Source organism: Kitasatospora sp. NPDC057940 (genome assembly GCF_042887425.1).
Lineage (GTDB): Bacteria > Actinomycetota > Actinomycetes > Streptomycetales > Streptomycetaceae > Kitasatospora.
Map to the genome: position 1 here is coordinate 125,976 of NZ_JBHVPH010000003.1, position 15,757 is coordinate 141,732.

Below are 15,757 nucleotides of genomic sequence, written 5' to 3' on the forward strand. Positions count from 1 at the left end.
ACCGGTCAGGGCGTGGTGGTGAGGGCGGGCCAGAGGGTGGCGGCCGTGACGGACCGGGCCAGGGCGGGCGCCCAGGTGGCCTCGTTGCCGTCCTCGTCGCGCCAGGACCACAGGCGGGTGGTGGCGAGGTGGAGCGGGCTGAGCTGGGTGATGCCGATGGCGCCGTGGAGTTGGTGGGCGATGCGGGCGATCTCGGCGGCCGAGGCGGATGCCTGGGTCTTGGCGGCGGCGACGGCGAAGTGGGCGGCCGCCCCGCCGGTGTCCAGGGGGGTGGCGGCGGCCTGGACGGCGGCGCGGACCAGGGCGGCCTCCTCGATGAGCCGTGCCTCCTCCTGCTTGACGGCCTGGAAGCGGCTGAGCGGGCGGCCGAACTGGGTGCGGGCGGTGGTGTGGGCGACCGTCAGTTCGACGCAGCGTTCGGCGGCTCCGGCGATCAGGGCGGCCCGGGCCAGGGCCGCGCGGAGCCGGGCCTCGTCGAGCAGTTCCGGGGAGATCCGGCGGACGTGGGAGGCGGGGATCTCCAGGGCGGCGAGGTGCAGGTCGTCGCGGGGCTCCTCGGCGAGGTTGCCGCCGGGGGTGAGGACGGCCTGGTCCGGGGTGAGGGTGAACAGGACGGGGCCGGAGGGGGCGGCGGCCAGGACGATGACGGCGGTGGCGGTGCGGGCCCAGGGGACGCGGCGCAGGGTGCCGGTGACCAGCAGGGTGTCGTCGTCGCCCAGACAGCCGGCCGAGCCGACGGAGGAGGCAGCCGGACGGGCGTAGCGGACCGTCAGCTCGGCGGCGATGGCGTAGCTGAGCGGGCCGTCGGGGACGGGGAGGCCGACGCGGCGCAGCAGCGGGCGGGCGACCAGGGCGGTCTCCGCGAGAGGGGTGGGGACGGCGCGGCGTCCTGCCTCCTGGGCGGTGGCGAGGAGTTCGGCGGTCGGGGCGTCCGGGGCGGGGAGGGCCACGGCGTCCGGGGCGGTCGCGTTGGCGACGACGGCGATGGAGTCCGCATCGGCGTAGAAGGCGGTGGTGTCGTAGGCGTCGGCGGAGATGACGGGGGCACTGGTGTCGATCGTGTGGGTGTTCATCGGTGCTGCTCCAGACCGCGAGTGATGATGCCGCGAAGGATTTCGTTGGTGCCGCCGCGCAGCGTGTAGCCAGGGCTGTGCAGCAGGGCGAAGGCGAGCAGTTCCGGGTGGGTACCGGGGGTGGCGTGCGGGTCGGCGGGAGTCGGCAGGACGCTGCGGACGATGTCGACCAGGGTGCCCTCCAGACGGGTGCCGAGGTCCTTGACCAGGGCGGCCTGGGTGTCGGGCGAGGCTTCGGTGTCCAGAGCGGCGGCCACGCCGAGGGACAGTCGGCGGATGCCGTGCAGGCGTGCCACCAGAATCCCGACCTGGGTGAGCTGTTCGCCTGTCGCGGAGCGCTGCTCCAGTTCGCGGAGCAGGGAGATCAGCAGCGGGAAGGTGGACAGGTAGCGTTCGGGGCCGCTGCGTTCGAAGGCGAGTTCGCCGGTGACCTGCTTCCAGCCGTCGCCCCGCTGCCCGAGCAGCATGCCGTCGGGGACGTCGACGCCTTCGAGGTGGAGGGCGTTGAAACGGTGCTCGCCGCTCATCAGCCGGATCGGCTCGACCCGCGCGCCCGGGGCACGCAGGTCGACGATGAACTGGCTGAGGCCGGCATGCCTGTCCTCGGCCTCATCGGTGCGGGCAAGGACGATGGCGTAGTCGTTGACGTGAGCGCCGCCGGTCCACATCTTGGTGCCGGTCAACCGCCAGCCGTCGGCGGTCCGTTCGGCGCGGGTGGCGACCGAGGCGAGATCGGAGCCGCTGCTCTTCTCGCTCATGCCGATGGAGAAGAAGCACCGCCCGGCGGCGATCCGGGGCAGGAAGAAGCGGCGCTGCTCCTCGGTGCCGTGCTGGAGGACGGACGGGCCGGCCTGCCGGTCGGAGACCCAGTGGGCACTGACCGGTGCACCGGCGGCGAGCAGTTCCTCGATCACCACGTAGCGCTCCAGGAAGCCGCGACCGGCGCCGCCGTACTCGACGGGCAGGGCCATGCCGACCCAGCCGCGCTCGGCCAGGCGGCGGCTGAAGTCGGGGTCCCAGCCGGCCAGCCAGGAGTCGGGGCGGCCGAGCACGGTGCCGCGGGCGCGCTCCTCGTCGAGGAAGGCGCGGACCTCGGCACGGAGCCGGTGGGCCGATTCGGGCAGGATGACGTCGGGGAATGCCATCGGCGAAAGCGTTGAAGGCGACATGGTTTGTTCGCTCCTGGGCTGGTGAATGGGCGTTCTCTTCGACACGGGAGTCCGGTCAGCCTGCGCGGTGCAGCAGGGAAGCATCGAAGCCGGCTTCGCCAAGGACCTCCTCGGTGTGCTGACCGATGGCCGGGCAGGGCCGTAGCTCCGGCTCCGGGTAGGCCGAGTAGCGCACCGGGCTGCCGATGACCCGGTAGCGGCCCTCGGTGGGGTGCTCGGCCTCGTACAACAGGCCGCCCTCGCGGGCGTAGGCGGTGGTGGCGGCGGAGGCCAGGTCGAGCACGGGAGCGGCTGCGATGCCCGCCCGGTCGCAGAACTCCTGCCATTGGCCGTTGGTGTGACGCGGCGTCAGCTCCGCGAGCAGCGGATAGAACGCGTCGGCGTTGCGGGCCCGGTCGGGGCCGGTGGCGAAGCGTGGGTCGGCGGCCAGTTCGGGGCGGCCCACGAAGGCGGTGAAGTCCCGCCAGTTGCGGTCGCTCTGCGGCAGGATGCACATCCAGCCGTCGGCGGTGCGCAGGGCGCGGCGCTGTGGGCTGAGCGAGCGCGGCGAGCCGAACGCCCCGTCGGCCTCCAGGGCGGCCGCGCCCAGGTGCTCGACCAGGTTGAAGGCGAGCATGGTGTCGGCCATCGGGACCTCGATGTGTTGTCCGGTGCCGCCGTGCTCCCGGTAGTGCAGCGCGGCCAGGACCGACTGGGCGATCTGCATGCCGCAGATCTTGTCGGCCAGCACGGTGGGAACGTAGTGGGGCTGGCCGGAGACCTGGTGGTTGAGCCAGACCAGGCCGCTGGCCGCCTGGATGATGTCGTCGTACGCGGCGTGGGTGCCGTAGCGGCTGTCGCTGCGGAAGCCCTGGGCGTTGGCGTAGATCAGGCCGGGGTTGACGGCCGTGACGTCGTGGTAGCCGAGGCGGAGTTTCTCCAGGGCCTGCGGGCGCAGGTTGGTGATGAGGACGTCGGCGGTGCGCAGCAGGGCGAGCAGGGCGTCGCGGCCGTGCGGGGCCTTGAGGTCGATGGCGGCGCTGCGCTTGTTGCGGTTCAGGTTGAGTGCCGCGCCGCCCATGCCGGGGTGGCGCTGTGGCGGGTAGTGGCGCGTCATGTCACCGGTGGGCGGCTCGACCTTGATCACGTCGGCGCCCAGGTCTCCCAGTTGCTGGGCGGCGTACGGAGCCATGATCACGCTGGCCAGTTCGATGACACGGACTCCGGCGAGGAGTCCTCGGCCGGACGGGCCGCTCGGCTGCTCGGACATCTTCCTGTGCCTCCTGGGGCATCGGGTGGGGTGGGTGGACGGTGGTCCGGTACGGGCGGCCGCGGACACGTGCTGCCGAAGAGGCGGATGCGGTGGAACTCGCCGCGTTCGCCGCCATGAGCAGCTGTTTCGGTCGCCAGGGCCGGCTGCCCGGAAGTGGTCTAGCGCCACCGGAGCGCAGCGGACCCGAGCGGGGACCGCCGGCCGGTCTGGGGGACCGTGCGCCCGCTGTACGCGAACGGTGTCGCCGGTTCGGTGAGCGGGCCGAAGTCGGTCCCCGTGGTCGACAGCGCGGCGAGCGGCGCGCGCCCGGGCCGGGGCAGGCCGAGTACGTCCTCCCGCGCGAGCAGACCGAGTTCCTGCACCCAGTGGCACACCCCGGCCAAGGTCACGCGGATCCGCCACGAGCCGCCCTCCGCCGCACGTCGGCGCAGGACCGTTGCGACGGCGGCGGCCCCGAGGTAGGCGGCGAGGTAGTCATTGAGCAGGTACGTCGGCGGCAGCGATGGCCGGTCGGTCCACTCCTCGACGGCGAATCCGGTTGCCGAGCAGGCGAGTTGGTCGAACCCGCCGCGTTCGCCCCAGGGGCCGTCGGCGCCCCAGGCGTGGTATTCGAGGGTGATGAGTCCGGGGCGGCGCCGGACGAGTTCCTCGGTCGACGCCCCGTGCCGGGCAAGTCCCCGGTAGGCGTGGACGAAGACGTCCGCGTCCTGGAGCGCGTCGTGGAAGGCCGCACGGTCGTGATCGTCGCGCAGGTCGCAGTAGGCGTTGCGCTTGCCGCCGCCGGTCATCGCGATCATCGGGATCGGGTCGGGGCGGTCGGGACGCGACAGGTGCAGCACGTCGGCGCCGAACTGGGCGAGGAGCCGCGCCGCGACGGGACCTGCGATGACATGGGTGAGATCGAGCACCCGTACGCCCGCAAGCGCCTCATCCGCCGCGCCGATCGGCTCCAGCGGCCGGGCCGGTCCGTCACCGACGCGTTCGATCTCGACGACCGGGCGCTGCGCGACATGGCGCCCCGCGGGGTGCGCGAGCCACTCGTCCCGGCTGCGCACCACGCAGGCGACGCCGCCCCGCGCGCAGACGGCCTCCTCCAGCGTGAAGGCATCCCAGCCGGCCACGGCCTGCGCGATCCCCACCTTGTCGAGCCCGCACCTCAGCACGGAGTGGACCGCGTCCCGCAGATGCGGATAGGTGGTGATGATGAAGATCCACCGGCCGTCGCGCGCCCGGTAGAAGTCGCTGTTGCCGAGCAGGGTCGGATCGTCGAGGAGGGAGACGAGCGGGCGTCCCGAGAGCGTCGTGTGATACGTCGCCATGAGCTGGTCGATCGCACCCCCGGCCTGCACCTCGACCCTCTGGTGCGGGTGGCCGCGCTGTTCGCCGACCGCCGCCGTCTGCCGCCCGAAGACACCGATCGCGGCCGACATGGCATCGGCGAGGCGATGCACCGAGGGCACCAGGGGATCCGCCCCGACGACGGTGACGTCCTCGGCTCCCCGGGCCGGATCGGGCTCGCCGAGAGTGTGCAGCAGCCTGGAGACGATCTCGGCGGTGGACGGCGGAGGTGTCGGCTCGGCCGTGGTCATCGTGTTCGAAGTCATGCCGGGATGCTCGTTCCCCGCACCGCACGAGCGCCCGCGTTCACGGATATCCGTGAACCGATGCGGACGTCACGTCCGCCCCTCCTGGATGTGCGCGAGGAGCCGGGCCGCCGCCCGGTCCAGACTCAGCCGCTCCGAGCGGCCACGGCGCCGGTGCGTCAGAACGAGGGCACCCGTGACGACGGGGCCGTCAGTGACGGGGATCGCGAGCGCGCTGACCTCGGGATCAGCCAGACCCTCGCTGCGGCTGATCCGCGACGCACGGATCCCCGGAAGGGCGCGGCGGAACTCGTCGACCGCCTCGGGGTCGTGGCGGGCGAGCTCGTCGAGCAGCCCACGGCGCTCCGCCTCGTCGGTGAGAGCCAGCAGCAGACGGCCCGCGGCGGTGCGCAGGAGCGGCCGGGCCATGTGCTCGTCGGCGAGCGGCAGGAGGCGGGGGATCTCGTCCTCGCCGCCGCGCGCCAGGTGCACGGCATCGAGCCCGACCCGCACCGTGAGCAGCACCGGGGTGCCCGCGACGCGGCTCAGCTCGTTGAGCTCGGCCTGGCCGATCCGCGGGACGACCCGACCGGCGATGAGGTTGAGGACGTGCGGGGCGGGCCCGAGCCGGAAGCGCCGGCCCTGTTCCAGCAGAAAACCTGTCGCGACAAGTCCGTTGACCAGATCCTGCACCGAACTCGCCGGCGCCCCGGCCGCCCGCGCCAGCTCGGCCACGGTCACCCCGCCCGGCGCCCGCGCGGCGGCCTCCAGGATCCACACGACCCGGTCCACCGTACGGTGAGGCCGCCGTCGGCCGTGCTCGCTCATCCCGCCCGCCTTGTCCCTGTCGTACGTCGCCGGCCGATCACGCCGACACGGCCCGCCGATTCTCCCCCACCATCCGGTGAGCAAGCCGGCTCCGGCCCGTTGCCGACGTCACCGGCCCGGCACCTGCACCTGCACCTGCACCTGCACCTGATCCACGCCGTCATGCCGAGGATCGTACGAACGGACGGGGCCGCGTCGGGCCCTACCGTGCCGCGAAGGCTCCGACCTTGAAGTCGGTGCCGCAGACGCTGAAGACTCCGCCCGGCGAGCCGTTCGCCTTCATCACGTTCACCGTGGTGCCCGCGTCCTTGGGCAACGCGACCTTGACGTGGGACGCCTGCACCGGGCAGGTGTAACGGGCCGACTTGGTGCCCTCGCCGTTCACATCGTTGTACAGCACGTCCGCCACCACCGCGGCGCCCGCCGGGACGTCGACCGCCTCCGAGCCCTCCTTGGAGTTGTCCCCCGAGACCGGGCTCGCCTTGCCCTGGTCGTCGTCGGCGACCACGGTCGTCGGGCCGACGATGGTGCAGGGGGCACCCGAGCTGTTGGTGATCTTGAGGGTGGCCGCGGCGGCCTGCGCGTCACCGGCGTGGCCCGCGGACTGGAGGAACGTCACCGAGGTGTTCTTGGTCGTGCAGGCCACGGTGATGCCGCCTCCGCCGGCGTGGGAGGGCGAGCTGCCTCCAGCACTCGCGCTCGCCTTGCCCCCGGACGGCGCCGAGGCCGAGGTGGACGCCGAGGTGGAGGCCGACGCCGGGGCGGGGGTGGAACCCGACGGGGCGGCTGATGATGCGCTGCTGCCGGCGGCGGCGCTGTCCTGCGTGCCGCTGACGTCGTTGCAGGCGGTCAGGGACAGGGCGAGCGCGGCGACGGCGCCGACGGCGAGCAGGGCGGGACGGGCGGGACGGGTGGTGGTGCGCATGGCTGTTTCCCCCGGTTATCGTTCGTGGGTCGCGATCCTGCACGAGGTCGTTTCCCCCTGACCTGAACGAGGGTGTTGCGGCACGCTGGCAGATCACTAACGAGCGCAGCGGCGGCGCTAACGCCCGGCTAACGCTCCCGGATCCTGGCGTGTGCCGCCGCGTGCCGGCGCCGCAGTTCGGGCAGTGCGTCCTGGTCGGCGATGTGCAGCAGGGCGTCGAGCGCGGTGACGGCGCCCGCATCGAAGCCGGTCTGCTCGGCCTCGAGCGCGGCCTGCGCGAGGCGGCGCCGCCCGGCCATGGTGTCGCCGAGCCCGGCCAGCGCCTCGCCCTGCCAGGTACGCAGGAGCACGCGCCGGGCGACCGCCTCGTGCTCCGGGCCGAGGCCGAGCGCCACCTCGGCCGCCTCGTACGCCTGCCGGTGGCGGCCCGCGCCGAGGTGGATGCGGGCCAGGTGCTGGAGCGCGAGCATCCGGGTGTGTGCGTCGTCGGCCTCGGTGGCGAGGGCGAGGGCTCGGGTGCAGGCCGTTTCGGCGGCGCCGGGTTCGTCGTCGGGGAGGGCCGCGGCGAGGTTGACCAGGGCGGTGGCCTCACCGAGTATGTCGCCGGCGCGGGCCGCGAGTTCGGGTGCGACGCGCAGGTGCCGGACAGCCTCGGCGGTACGGCCCTCCTCGGCGAGCACCCAGCCGAGCAGGGTCAGGACGCGGGCCTCCGCATAGGGGTCGGCGCAGGCGCGGGCGTCGGCGAGGGCGGCCTCCAGGGTGGGCGCCCAGTCGGCGAGGACCCGCCAGACCACGAACGGCCACTGGGTCACGGCGATCCGCCAGGCCCGATCGGGCCGGTCCTCGGCGCGGGCCGCGGCGGCGATCAGGGCGAGGTCGTCGCGTTCGGCGGCGAACCAACCGAGCGCCTCCTCGCGACTGGTGAAGTCGCGCACTGCGGGCGGCTGTTGAAAGTCGTCAGGTTGCACGAAGGCGGGCTCCCCGCCAGGTTCCGCGGCCTCGGACGCGGACAGCGCGGTCGCCACGCAGTGGTCGTACAGGCGGAGCCGGGCCGCGCTGCGGGCGGCCGGGTCGTGGCTCTGGCCGCGCGCGTAGAGCCGGACCAGATCGTGCAGGACGTAGCAGCCGGGGGCGGTCTCGGTGAGCAGGTGCGCGGCGACCAGGCGGTCGAGGGCGCGGGCCGCATCCGGCGGGGTCGTGCCGGCGAGCGCGGCGGCGCTGAACCGGTCGACGTGTGTGCCCGGGTGATGGCCGAGCGAGGTGAACAACTGCGCCGCGTCGGCGGGAAGGTGGGCGGTGGAGAGCCGCAACGCGGAGGCGACACCGATGTCCTCGGCGGCGAGCAACGCGAGCCGCTGGCGCTCGTCGGCGAGCCGGTCGGCGAGCGAGGCGAGGCCGAGGGCGGGGAGTTCCACGAGCCGAGCGGCGGCGACCCGCAGCGCGAGCGGCAGCCCGCCGCACAGCTCGGCGGTACGGCGGGCCGCTTGGGGCTCTGCGGCGGTTCGGTGCTCGCCGAGCACACGGGCGAGCAGGGCCACGCTGTCGTCGGTGGCGAGGACGTCGAGGGCGACGACGCGGGCGGCGTCGGAGGCGACGAGGCCGGCGAGGCGGGCCCGGCTGGTGACGACGGTGACGCAGCCGGGCCCCGAGGGCAGCAGCGGGCGCACCTGGGCGGAGGTACGGGCGTTGTCGAGGACGACGAGCAGCCGCAGTTCGGCGGTGAGCGAGCGGAACAGGGCACCGGCGGCGTCCGCCGACTCGGGCATCCGGCGCGGTGGAACGTCGAGAGCGACGAGGAACTCCCGCAGCAGCTCGGCCGGTTCGGGGTCCGAGGTGTCGCTGAACCCGCGCAGATCGGCGTAGAGCGTCCCGTCGGGGAAGTCGGAGCGCCGGCCGGCCGCCCAGTGCACGGCCAGTGCGGTCTTGCCGACCCCGGCGGGCCCGGTGACGACGACGACCGGCCCGTCAGGTCCGGCCGCGGCCGCGGTCAGCGCGGCGCTCTCGGCTGTACGGCCGTGGAACCCACGCGGGGTACGAGGCAGCAGGCTGGGCCGGACCCGCACCGGTTCCAGGGCGGGTTGGGGCGCATCGGCCCGGCCCGCGGGGGCACTGTCGGGGCCGAGGGCGAGGGTGAAGGCCCCGGTCAGCTCGGCGCCCGGACGGACGCCGAGCTCGTCGGCGAGAACCTGGCGGGCGCGGTGGTAGGCGTCCAGAGCCTCCGGGGACCGCCCCGCGTGGTGCAGCGCCTCGACCAGCCGGGCGGCCAGCGGCTCGCGCAGCGGATGGGCCCCGGTCTCCGGCCGCAACAGCTGGACAGCGCGCTCGTGTTCACCGCCCACGACGTACGTGTCCGAGAGCAGCTCGACCGCGGCGAGCCGCGCCTCGTCCAAGGTGTGCGCGGCGGAGCGCAGCAGCGGCGACTGGTAGGCGCCGGCCAGGGCGGGACCCTGCCACAGGGCGAGGGCCTCGATGAGCAGCGCGGCCCCGTCACCGGGGTCGGCGGCGCGGCGGGCCAGCGCCACCAGACCCTCGAAGCGGTGGGCGTCGAGCAGCGTCTCCGGCAGTTCCAGGTGGTACGCGGCGCCGCGCGTACTCAGCTCGACGCCGTATGCCGATGCGCCGACGCCCGCCAACAGTGCCCGCAGGCGCGAGACATGGCCCTGGATCACGGTGCGGGCGTGCAAGGGGGGTTCGTCGTCCCACAGCGCCTCGGTGAGCGTGTCGACGGAGACCGCGGTATTGGCCCGCAGCAACAGCATCGCGAGCAGGCTGCGCCGCTTGGCGGGCCCGAGCGGCAACGGCCCGTCGCTCCCGCTGACCGACACGGGGCCGAGGACCTGGAACTCCATGAACCGAAGCCTATCTTCCGGGGGCTACTGGGGATCGGGACATGGAACAGTACGGATACCGCACTGCTCCGCCACCGACCGGGTCGGGCCGGTAAGCATCGGCGGCATGCTGCTCGTCGGCCTTCGGCCTTCGGCCCGAGCACATCGACGCCTGGGTGAGCACGCAGCTCGCCGCCGGCCGCTGGAGCACCACCGTCCACCACGCGGCGGCCATGCTCCGCAACGCCCTGAACCACGCGGTGCGGAGGTGGCGGTTGCGCTTCAAGCCGGCCAAGCACTCCGTTCCCGTCAAGCCCCGTGCGCCGAACGCGTCTGCCGGACCCGCACGCCGCCGTCTCTCGCGACCGGGATCTCACCGCGCTGGTTCACGGCGCGCTGGATCACGGCACAGGCGATCATGCCGCCATCGAACGCCAGTCCACGCCGGCCGGCCCGCCCGCGCGAGCCCGGTCGCTGGACGGCGTGACTTGTTCAGGGATCCCTGATGGCCAATGATAATGCTCAACCATTGCCGTACCCGGTCCTGTTGCATGCACCTCGGACCCGACACCGGAGTTGCGTTATGAAGAGTCTGCACCGCAAGGTCGCCGTCGTCACCGGGGCAACAAGCGGTATCGGAGCCCGAATTGCGGAGGTGTTCGCCGCCGAGGGCGCATACGTCGTCCTCGCCGGCCGCCGCGAACGGGAAGGACACCAGCGGGCCGCGGCACTGGGCGGGTCGGCGACCTTCGTGCGCTGCGACGTGTCGGTCGAGGCAGACGTCGAGGCACTGGTCGGCCACGCCGTCGAACGCTACGGCCGGCTCGACGTCATGGTCAACAATGCAGGCGGGCCGGGGAACATGGCGTCGGTGACCGACTTCGACTCGGCCGTGTTCACCCGGACACTGGCGGTCCATGTCGCGGGCGTCATGCACGGCATCAAGCACGCCGGACGGCAGATGGTGGCCCAGCGCTCGGGAAGCATCATCAACGTGGCAAGCCTGGCGGGAAAGATCGCCGGCTGGTCCGGCCTGGACTATTCGACCGCGAAGGCCGCGGCACTCCACCTCACCCGCTGCGCGGCAGTGGACCTGGGTGAGCACGAGGTCCGCGTGAACAGCGTCTCCCCCGGTTTCGTGCCGACGGGCATCTTCGCCAAGGGCGCCGGAGCCGACGCATCGGCTGCTGACGCCTCGGCCGCGTCAGTGGCCGAGGCGTTCAAGCCACTGCTGGACTCCAGCCAACCGCTCCCCGGCACCGTCCGGACCGACGACATCGCCGCGGCAGTACTGTGGCTCGCCGGAGACGCCAGCCGCCTGGTCACCGGGCAGGATCTCGCAGTCGACGGTGGCATGACGGCCGGACGCCCCGCCACGGCTGCCCGAGCCGAACGGACCCGCATGCGCGACCTTCTCTCCCCCTGACCTTGAGGGAGCGCATCCGCCTCTACAGGTGATCTCGACGGTCGATTGCTCAAGTCGACCGCCTGGTCGCGCTGTCCGACGCAGACTTCGAGTCACGATCCTCAGCCGCCCCAGGGAGCGACCGCCACCAGTGGATGCACCGCTGAGCACACTCAACTCATGCCGTGGGAAACCACGTTGATTGCCGCGTCTTGCAGTGTCGGCAGAGTCCGCGAACGAAGATGGGGCGGCGCTCGGTGATGCCCTCACCAGCTGACCAACACCCGCCCCGCGTCGAATCCGGCGCTGGCAGGGTCCGGCCCTTGGCCGCCCGCCCCAGTTGGATCGAAAGCAGAGCTCAGGCACCACTCGTGACTGTGCGACCACCTTGAGTGTCAGAGACGTCTCCTACAGTCACTGATGAACGGTCAATCAAGGAGACACGCACATGACTTCACCGAAGAAGCCGAAGCCGCGGCGCTACTACAGGCCCGGCACCGTCGCCGGGCTCCTCACCCTGGCGCCCGGGATGTCCTTCAGGCCGCCGAGGCCCTGAACGAGGCTCGCCGCCGCAACCGGTAGCAAACCCCGCCGGCCTCTGAGTGCCTCAAGCTTCTCTGGTCGTAGATGCCCTGGTGGACCGCTGACCTCGGTCATGTCGCCGGGGCCAAGCATGCCCGACACCTGAAGCCGGATCGTCGAGGGTAGGGCCTCCGCCGCTCGCGGTGAACCGGCTCCACGAGTCGTGAGCCCCCTTGCGAGCCCTTTCCGCACCGGCCGCCAGGCGGTTGCCTGGTGCTCCGGGCCTCCGCCGGGGCTGGGGAAACCTCCTCCCGGCGGGGCCGCCACCGATTCACGCTCAGGGGTGACAACCGGATGCGCGGAATCGCAGGACCGGCGGGCGCGGACGCCGCCCGCTCCCTTCGGAAGGACACGTTCGTGAAGCTCACCGTGATCGGCTGCGGCTACCTCGGCGCGACCCACGCCGCCGCGATGGCCGAGCTCGGCCACCAGGTCCTCGGCATGGACACCGACACCGACAAGGTCGACGCGCTGAACAAGGGCCAGGCCCCGTTCACCGAGCGTGGCCTGGACGACCTGCTCGCCAAGCACACCGCCACCGGACGGCTCCGTTTCACCTCCTCCTACGCGGAGGCCGCCGACTTCGCCGACGTCCACTTCCTGGGCGTCGGCACCCCGCAGCGGGACGGCAGCGGCGCCTACGACCTCACCCACCTCCACACCGCCGTGCGGCGCCTGGCCCCCGGGCTCGGCGACGGCGCGGTGATCATCGGCAAATCGACCGTCCCGGTCGGCACGGTCAGGGAGTTGCGGCAGACCCTGGACGAGCACCTCCGCGCCGGGGTGGGCGTCGGCCTGGCCTGGTCGCCGGAGTTCCTGCGCGAGTCGTTCGCCCTCCTGGACACCCTGGAGCCGACCCGGATCGTGCTCGGCGTCGAGGACGGTGACACCGTCAGCGAGGCCGTCTTCCGGCAGGTCTACGCCGACGTCCTGGCCGCCGGCTCCCCGCTGATCGTCACCGGCATCGCGACGGCCGAGCTGATCAAGGGCGCCGCGAACGCCTTCCTCGCCACCAAGATCTCCTTCATCAACGCGATGGCCGAGCTCTGCGAGCTGACCGGCGCCGACGTCCGGCAGATCGTCCTCGCCCTGGGCTACGACCACCGGATCGGCGCCGAGGGCATGCGGCCCGGCCTCGGGTTCGGCGGCGGCTGCCTGCCCAAGGACCTGGCCGGGTTCACCTACCGCGCCGAAGAGCTCGGCGCCGACACCGGCCTGCTCCGCCAGGTCGCGGCGATCAACCGGCGCCGGCGCGAGCACACCGTCGACCTCGCCCGCGAAGCCCTCGGCAACGCCGTGGCCGGCAAGCGGATCGCGGTCTGGGGCGCCGCCTTCAAGGCCCACACCGACGACATCCGCGACTCCCCGGCCCTGGCCGTCGCCGACGCCCTCCGGCGGGCCGGCGCCGAGGTCACCGTCCACGACCCCGCCGCCATGGACAACGCCCGCAGGACCTACCCCCGGCTCGACTACGCCGACGACCCCACCCAGGCCGTCACCGGCGCCGAACTGCTGCTGCACCTGACCGACTGGCCCCAGTACTCCGACGCCGACCCGGCCGACCTCGCCCGGCGCATCGCCGTCCCCCAGGTCATCGACGCCCGCGGCACCCTCGACGCCGCTCGCTGGCGCGCGGCCGGCTGGACCTTCCGCGCCCTCGGCCGCCCCTGACCCGTACTGATGGCTCGCACGGAGCCCCGGCAGCCACGTCGGTCCCGTCCGACTCTCGCGAACCTGCCGATCGAGCACCGCCCCACCCCTTGGCCATCACACGCAGCCGACGACCCTGGCGGCCCGACGCCGCACCCGGCAGGATGGGCCCGTGCCGAAGAACCCAGCGGAATCGGTGGACGCCCTCGGCCGCGCCTGCGCTGCGCACCCGGGCGACCCCGCCGGTCCGCCCCCGGCTGACGCAGCAGCCCGGAGGACGCGGGCATGATTGCTCTCCCTGCGCTGCCCCCGGGGACCACGTGGTGCGGCACCGGCACAGGTGTCTTCCGCTACGCGGCCCGGGTCGAAGGGCACTGGTGGGTCCTGCGACTCAACGACTTTCCCGAGCATCCCCTCTACACCTTGTTCATCGACGCACAGGTCATCGGTGACGTGGCCGACGATCCGGCCGTCTGGCAGCAGTTGCCGAACTCTGCGACGCTCCCCGTTCTCCCCGTCCTCTCAGCGCCGGAGCGCACGGAGGTACTCCGCCTCATGGCCGGCCTCGGCCCCTACGGCGCCGAGGCCGGAGCCCCGTGCACGGGCGACTGGTGCACCTGCAGCATCCTCACGGACGAATACGCGGCCGAGCCCAACACCCCTCCAGCGACTTCTGCGGAGCAGCAGTAGGACGATCGGCGGCCGCAGGGCGTTGCGGACCGGCGCCGTCCGCGCCGACCGGGTCTGCTCTTCTCCGCACCTCGACGGTCCGGGGCCACCAGAGTGCCCGTGGACCCGGGCGCCTATGATCGGCCGGGGGCGGATCCGCCCGTTCGCGCACCACCCGCCGGATGCCACCGTCGGGGCCGGCCCGCGGGAACGGGCCACGGGGGTGGACCAAGGGGTGGGGGCACGGAGGGCTTTCGGGTCCGGCTGCCGCCCTGCGGACGGGGCTCCCCCGCGGGGGCGCGGTACCGGCCTCGCCGTCCGACCCATGGCACGCACCCCGGCCGGCCCACCGCACCGCCGACCCGAATGGAGACCGATGTCCGAGATAACCGCCGAGGAGCCGCGTCAGAGCACGGCCGACCCCACGGTCCTGATTCTGACCGCGATGGCGGCGGTGATGGCCGCGCTCTCGATCCGCATCCTGATGCTGGACAACGAGTCGACGGACTTCTACTACTTCCTCGGGCCCTGGTACCAGTACATCGCGAACAACGGCGGGTTCCACGCTCTCAGCGGCACCGGCTTCTCGGACTACAACGTCCCCTACCTGTACCTGATGGCCGCGCTCACCTACCTTCCGGTGGCCGCGCTGACGGGCATCAAGTGCATCTCGATCCTGTTCGACCTGGCGCTGGCGTACTACACGTTCCGCATCGTCGCTCTGCGGTCGCCGCAGCGGCCCTGGCGGGCCCTCGGCGCGGCGGTGATCGTCCTCTTCCTCCCCACGGTCGTGACCAACAGCGGTTGGTGGGGCCAGGCCGACGCGATCTTCACGACCTTCCTGGTCGGCGGCGTCTACCACATCCTGCGCGACCGGCCCTGGTGGGCCTGCTCGTTCTTCGGGATCGCGCTGGCGTTCAAGCTCCAGGCGGTCTTCCTGTTCCCGCTCCTGCTCGTCCTGGTGCTGGCGCGACGGATCCCGTGGCGAAGCCTGCTCGCCATTCCGGCGGTGTACGTGGCCCTCGACATCCCCGCCATGCTGCTCGGCTCCGACCCGTGGCAGTTGCTGACGGTGTACGCCCGGCAGCCGGACACGTACAAGGACCTCACGCTCAACGCGCCGTCGGTCTACCAGTTCGTCTCGGTGCCGTTCGAGGAGCAGGACGGCGTACGGCACGCAGGTGTGCTGGTCGCGGGCGCGCTGGTGCTGGTGCTGATCGGGCTGGCGGTCTGGGCCATCCGCCGCGCCGGGCAGGCGGTGGCGCTGGAGAACGGACCGACGGTACGGGAGGGGCGGCCGAAGCTCACGGACACGGGGCTCCTGCTGCTGGCCGCCGTCTTCGCGATCGCGGTGCCGTTCCTGCTGCCGTCCATGCACGAGCGCTACTTCTACGTGGCGGACGTGATCAGCGTGATCATCGCCTTCCAGCTGCCCGGGCGGCTCTGGTACGTGCCGGTCCTGGTCCAGCTGTCGTCCTTCGGCAGTTACCTCAAGTTCATCGCCCCCAGCGTGTCGCCGTACCTGTCGATGCCGGCCCACGGCGTGCTGATGCTGCTGGCGCTGATGGCCGTACTCCGGGCCGCCATCGGGGAGTTCCGGCGCTCGTGGACTCCGGGCGGCCTCGAACCGGCCCCGGAGTCGGCGGCGCTGACCGCGTAGGTCCGCCGCAGCGCCCGGTCACGCGCCCTCGGGCGGTGGCCTTCCTCCCCGGCGGGGGCTCCCGCGACATGATGGCCCCCTCTCGCGTCAAGCTCGGTTGACGCGAGAGGGGGCCATCATGCCGTGGCGGCAC

Annotated in this window: 11 protein-coding genes; 4 read left to right on the forward strand and 7 right to left on the reverse strand. The window is 72.8% G+C overall.

What is annotated here, in order from left to right; all coding sequences use genetic code 11:
* Positions 1–5 precede the first annotated feature (5 nt).
* The 7 genes from ACFVTF_RS06485 to ACFVTF_RS06515 all read right to left on the reverse strand — a co-directional run bounded on the left by ACFVTF_RS06485 (position 6) and on the right by ACFVTF_RS06515 (position 9,679).
* Positions 6–1,073 carry an acyl-CoA dehydrogenase family protein gene (locus ACFVTF_RS06485; RefSeq protein ID WP_387809874.1) on the reverse strand — a complete coding sequence of 356 codons (1,068 nt, stop codon included), beginning with the start codon at positions 1,071–1,073 and terminating at the stop codon, positions 6–8.
* Entirely contained in the window at positions 1,070–2,218 is a 1,149-nt protein-coding gene (locus tag ACFVTF_RS06490; RefSeq protein WP_387809877.1) for an acyl-CoA dehydrogenase family protein, read from the reverse strand. Before ACFVTF_RS06490 ends, ACFVTF_RS06485 begins: the two co-directional genes overlap by 4 nt.
* Positions 2,219–2,297: 79 nt before the next feature.
* The gene (locus tag ACFVTF_RS06495; RefSeq protein WP_387809879.1) at positions 2,298–3,491 is read right to left on the reverse strand and encodes a CaiB/BaiF CoA transferase family protein; all 1,194 of its coding nucleotides are present in this window, start codon (positions 3,489–3,491) and stop codon (positions 2,298–2,300) included.
* A gap of 161 nt (positions 3,492–3,652) precedes the next feature.
* Positions 3,653–5,098 carry a CoA transferase gene (locus tag ACFVTF_RS06500; RefSeq protein WP_387809882.1) on the reverse strand — a complete coding sequence of 482 codons (1,446 nt, stop codon included), beginning with the start codon at positions 5,096–5,098 and terminating at the stop codon, positions 3,653–3,655.
* A 69-nt stretch (positions 5,099–5,167) separates the two neighbouring features.
* Positions 5,168–5,905 (reverse strand): helix-turn-helix domain-containing protein, encoded by a 738-nt coding sequence (locus ACFVTF_RS06505; protein WP_387810751.1) that lies wholly within the window; start codon positions 5,903–5,905, stop codon positions 5,168–5,170.
* 202 nt (positions 5,906–6,107) lie between these two features.
* Positions 6,108–6,830 (reverse strand): DUF4232 domain-containing protein, encoded by a 723-nt coding sequence (locus ACFVTF_RS06510; protein ID WP_387809885.1) that lies wholly within the window; start codon positions 6,828–6,830, stop codon positions 6,108–6,110.
* Between the two features lie 128 nt (positions 6,831–6,958).
* Positions 6,959–9,679 carry a BTAD domain-containing putative transcriptional regulator gene (locus ACFVTF_RS06515; protein WP_387809888.1) on the reverse strand — a complete coding sequence of 907 codons (2,721 nt, stop codon included), beginning with the start codon at positions 9,677–9,679 and terminating at the stop codon, positions 6,959–6,961.
* Positions 9,680–10,241: 562 nt separating this feature from the next.
* On the opposite strand from ACFVTF_RS06515, the gene ACFVTF_RS06520 reads away from it, so the two are divergent.
* From ACFVTF_RS06520 to ACFVTF_RS06535, 4 genes are all read left to right on the forward strand, one after another.
* On the forward strand, positions 10,242–11,084 hold the full coding sequence (locus tag ACFVTF_RS06520; protein WP_387809890.1) for an SDR family NAD(P)-dependent oxidoreductase: 843 nt from the start codon (positions 10,242–10,244) through the stop codon (positions 11,082–11,084).
* 918 nt (positions 11,085–12,002) lie between these two features.
* On the forward strand, positions 12,003–13,316 hold the full coding sequence (locus tag ACFVTF_RS06525; protein ID WP_387809893.1) for a UDP-glucose dehydrogenase family protein: 1,314 nt from the start codon (positions 12,003–12,005) through the stop codon (positions 13,314–13,316).
* A 264-nt stretch (positions 13,317–13,580) separates the two neighbouring features.
* On the forward strand, positions 13,581–13,985 hold the full coding sequence (locus tag ACFVTF_RS06530) for a hypothetical protein (RefSeq protein ID WP_387809896.1): 405 nt from the start codon (positions 13,581–13,583) through the stop codon (positions 13,983–13,985).
* Between the two features lie 355 nt (positions 13,986–14,340).
* Entirely contained in the window at positions 14,341–15,624 is a 1,284-nt protein-coding gene (locus ACFVTF_RS06535) for a glycosyltransferase 87 family protein (RefSeq protein WP_387809899.1), read from the forward strand.
* Positions 15,625–15,757 lie beyond the last annotated feature (133 nt).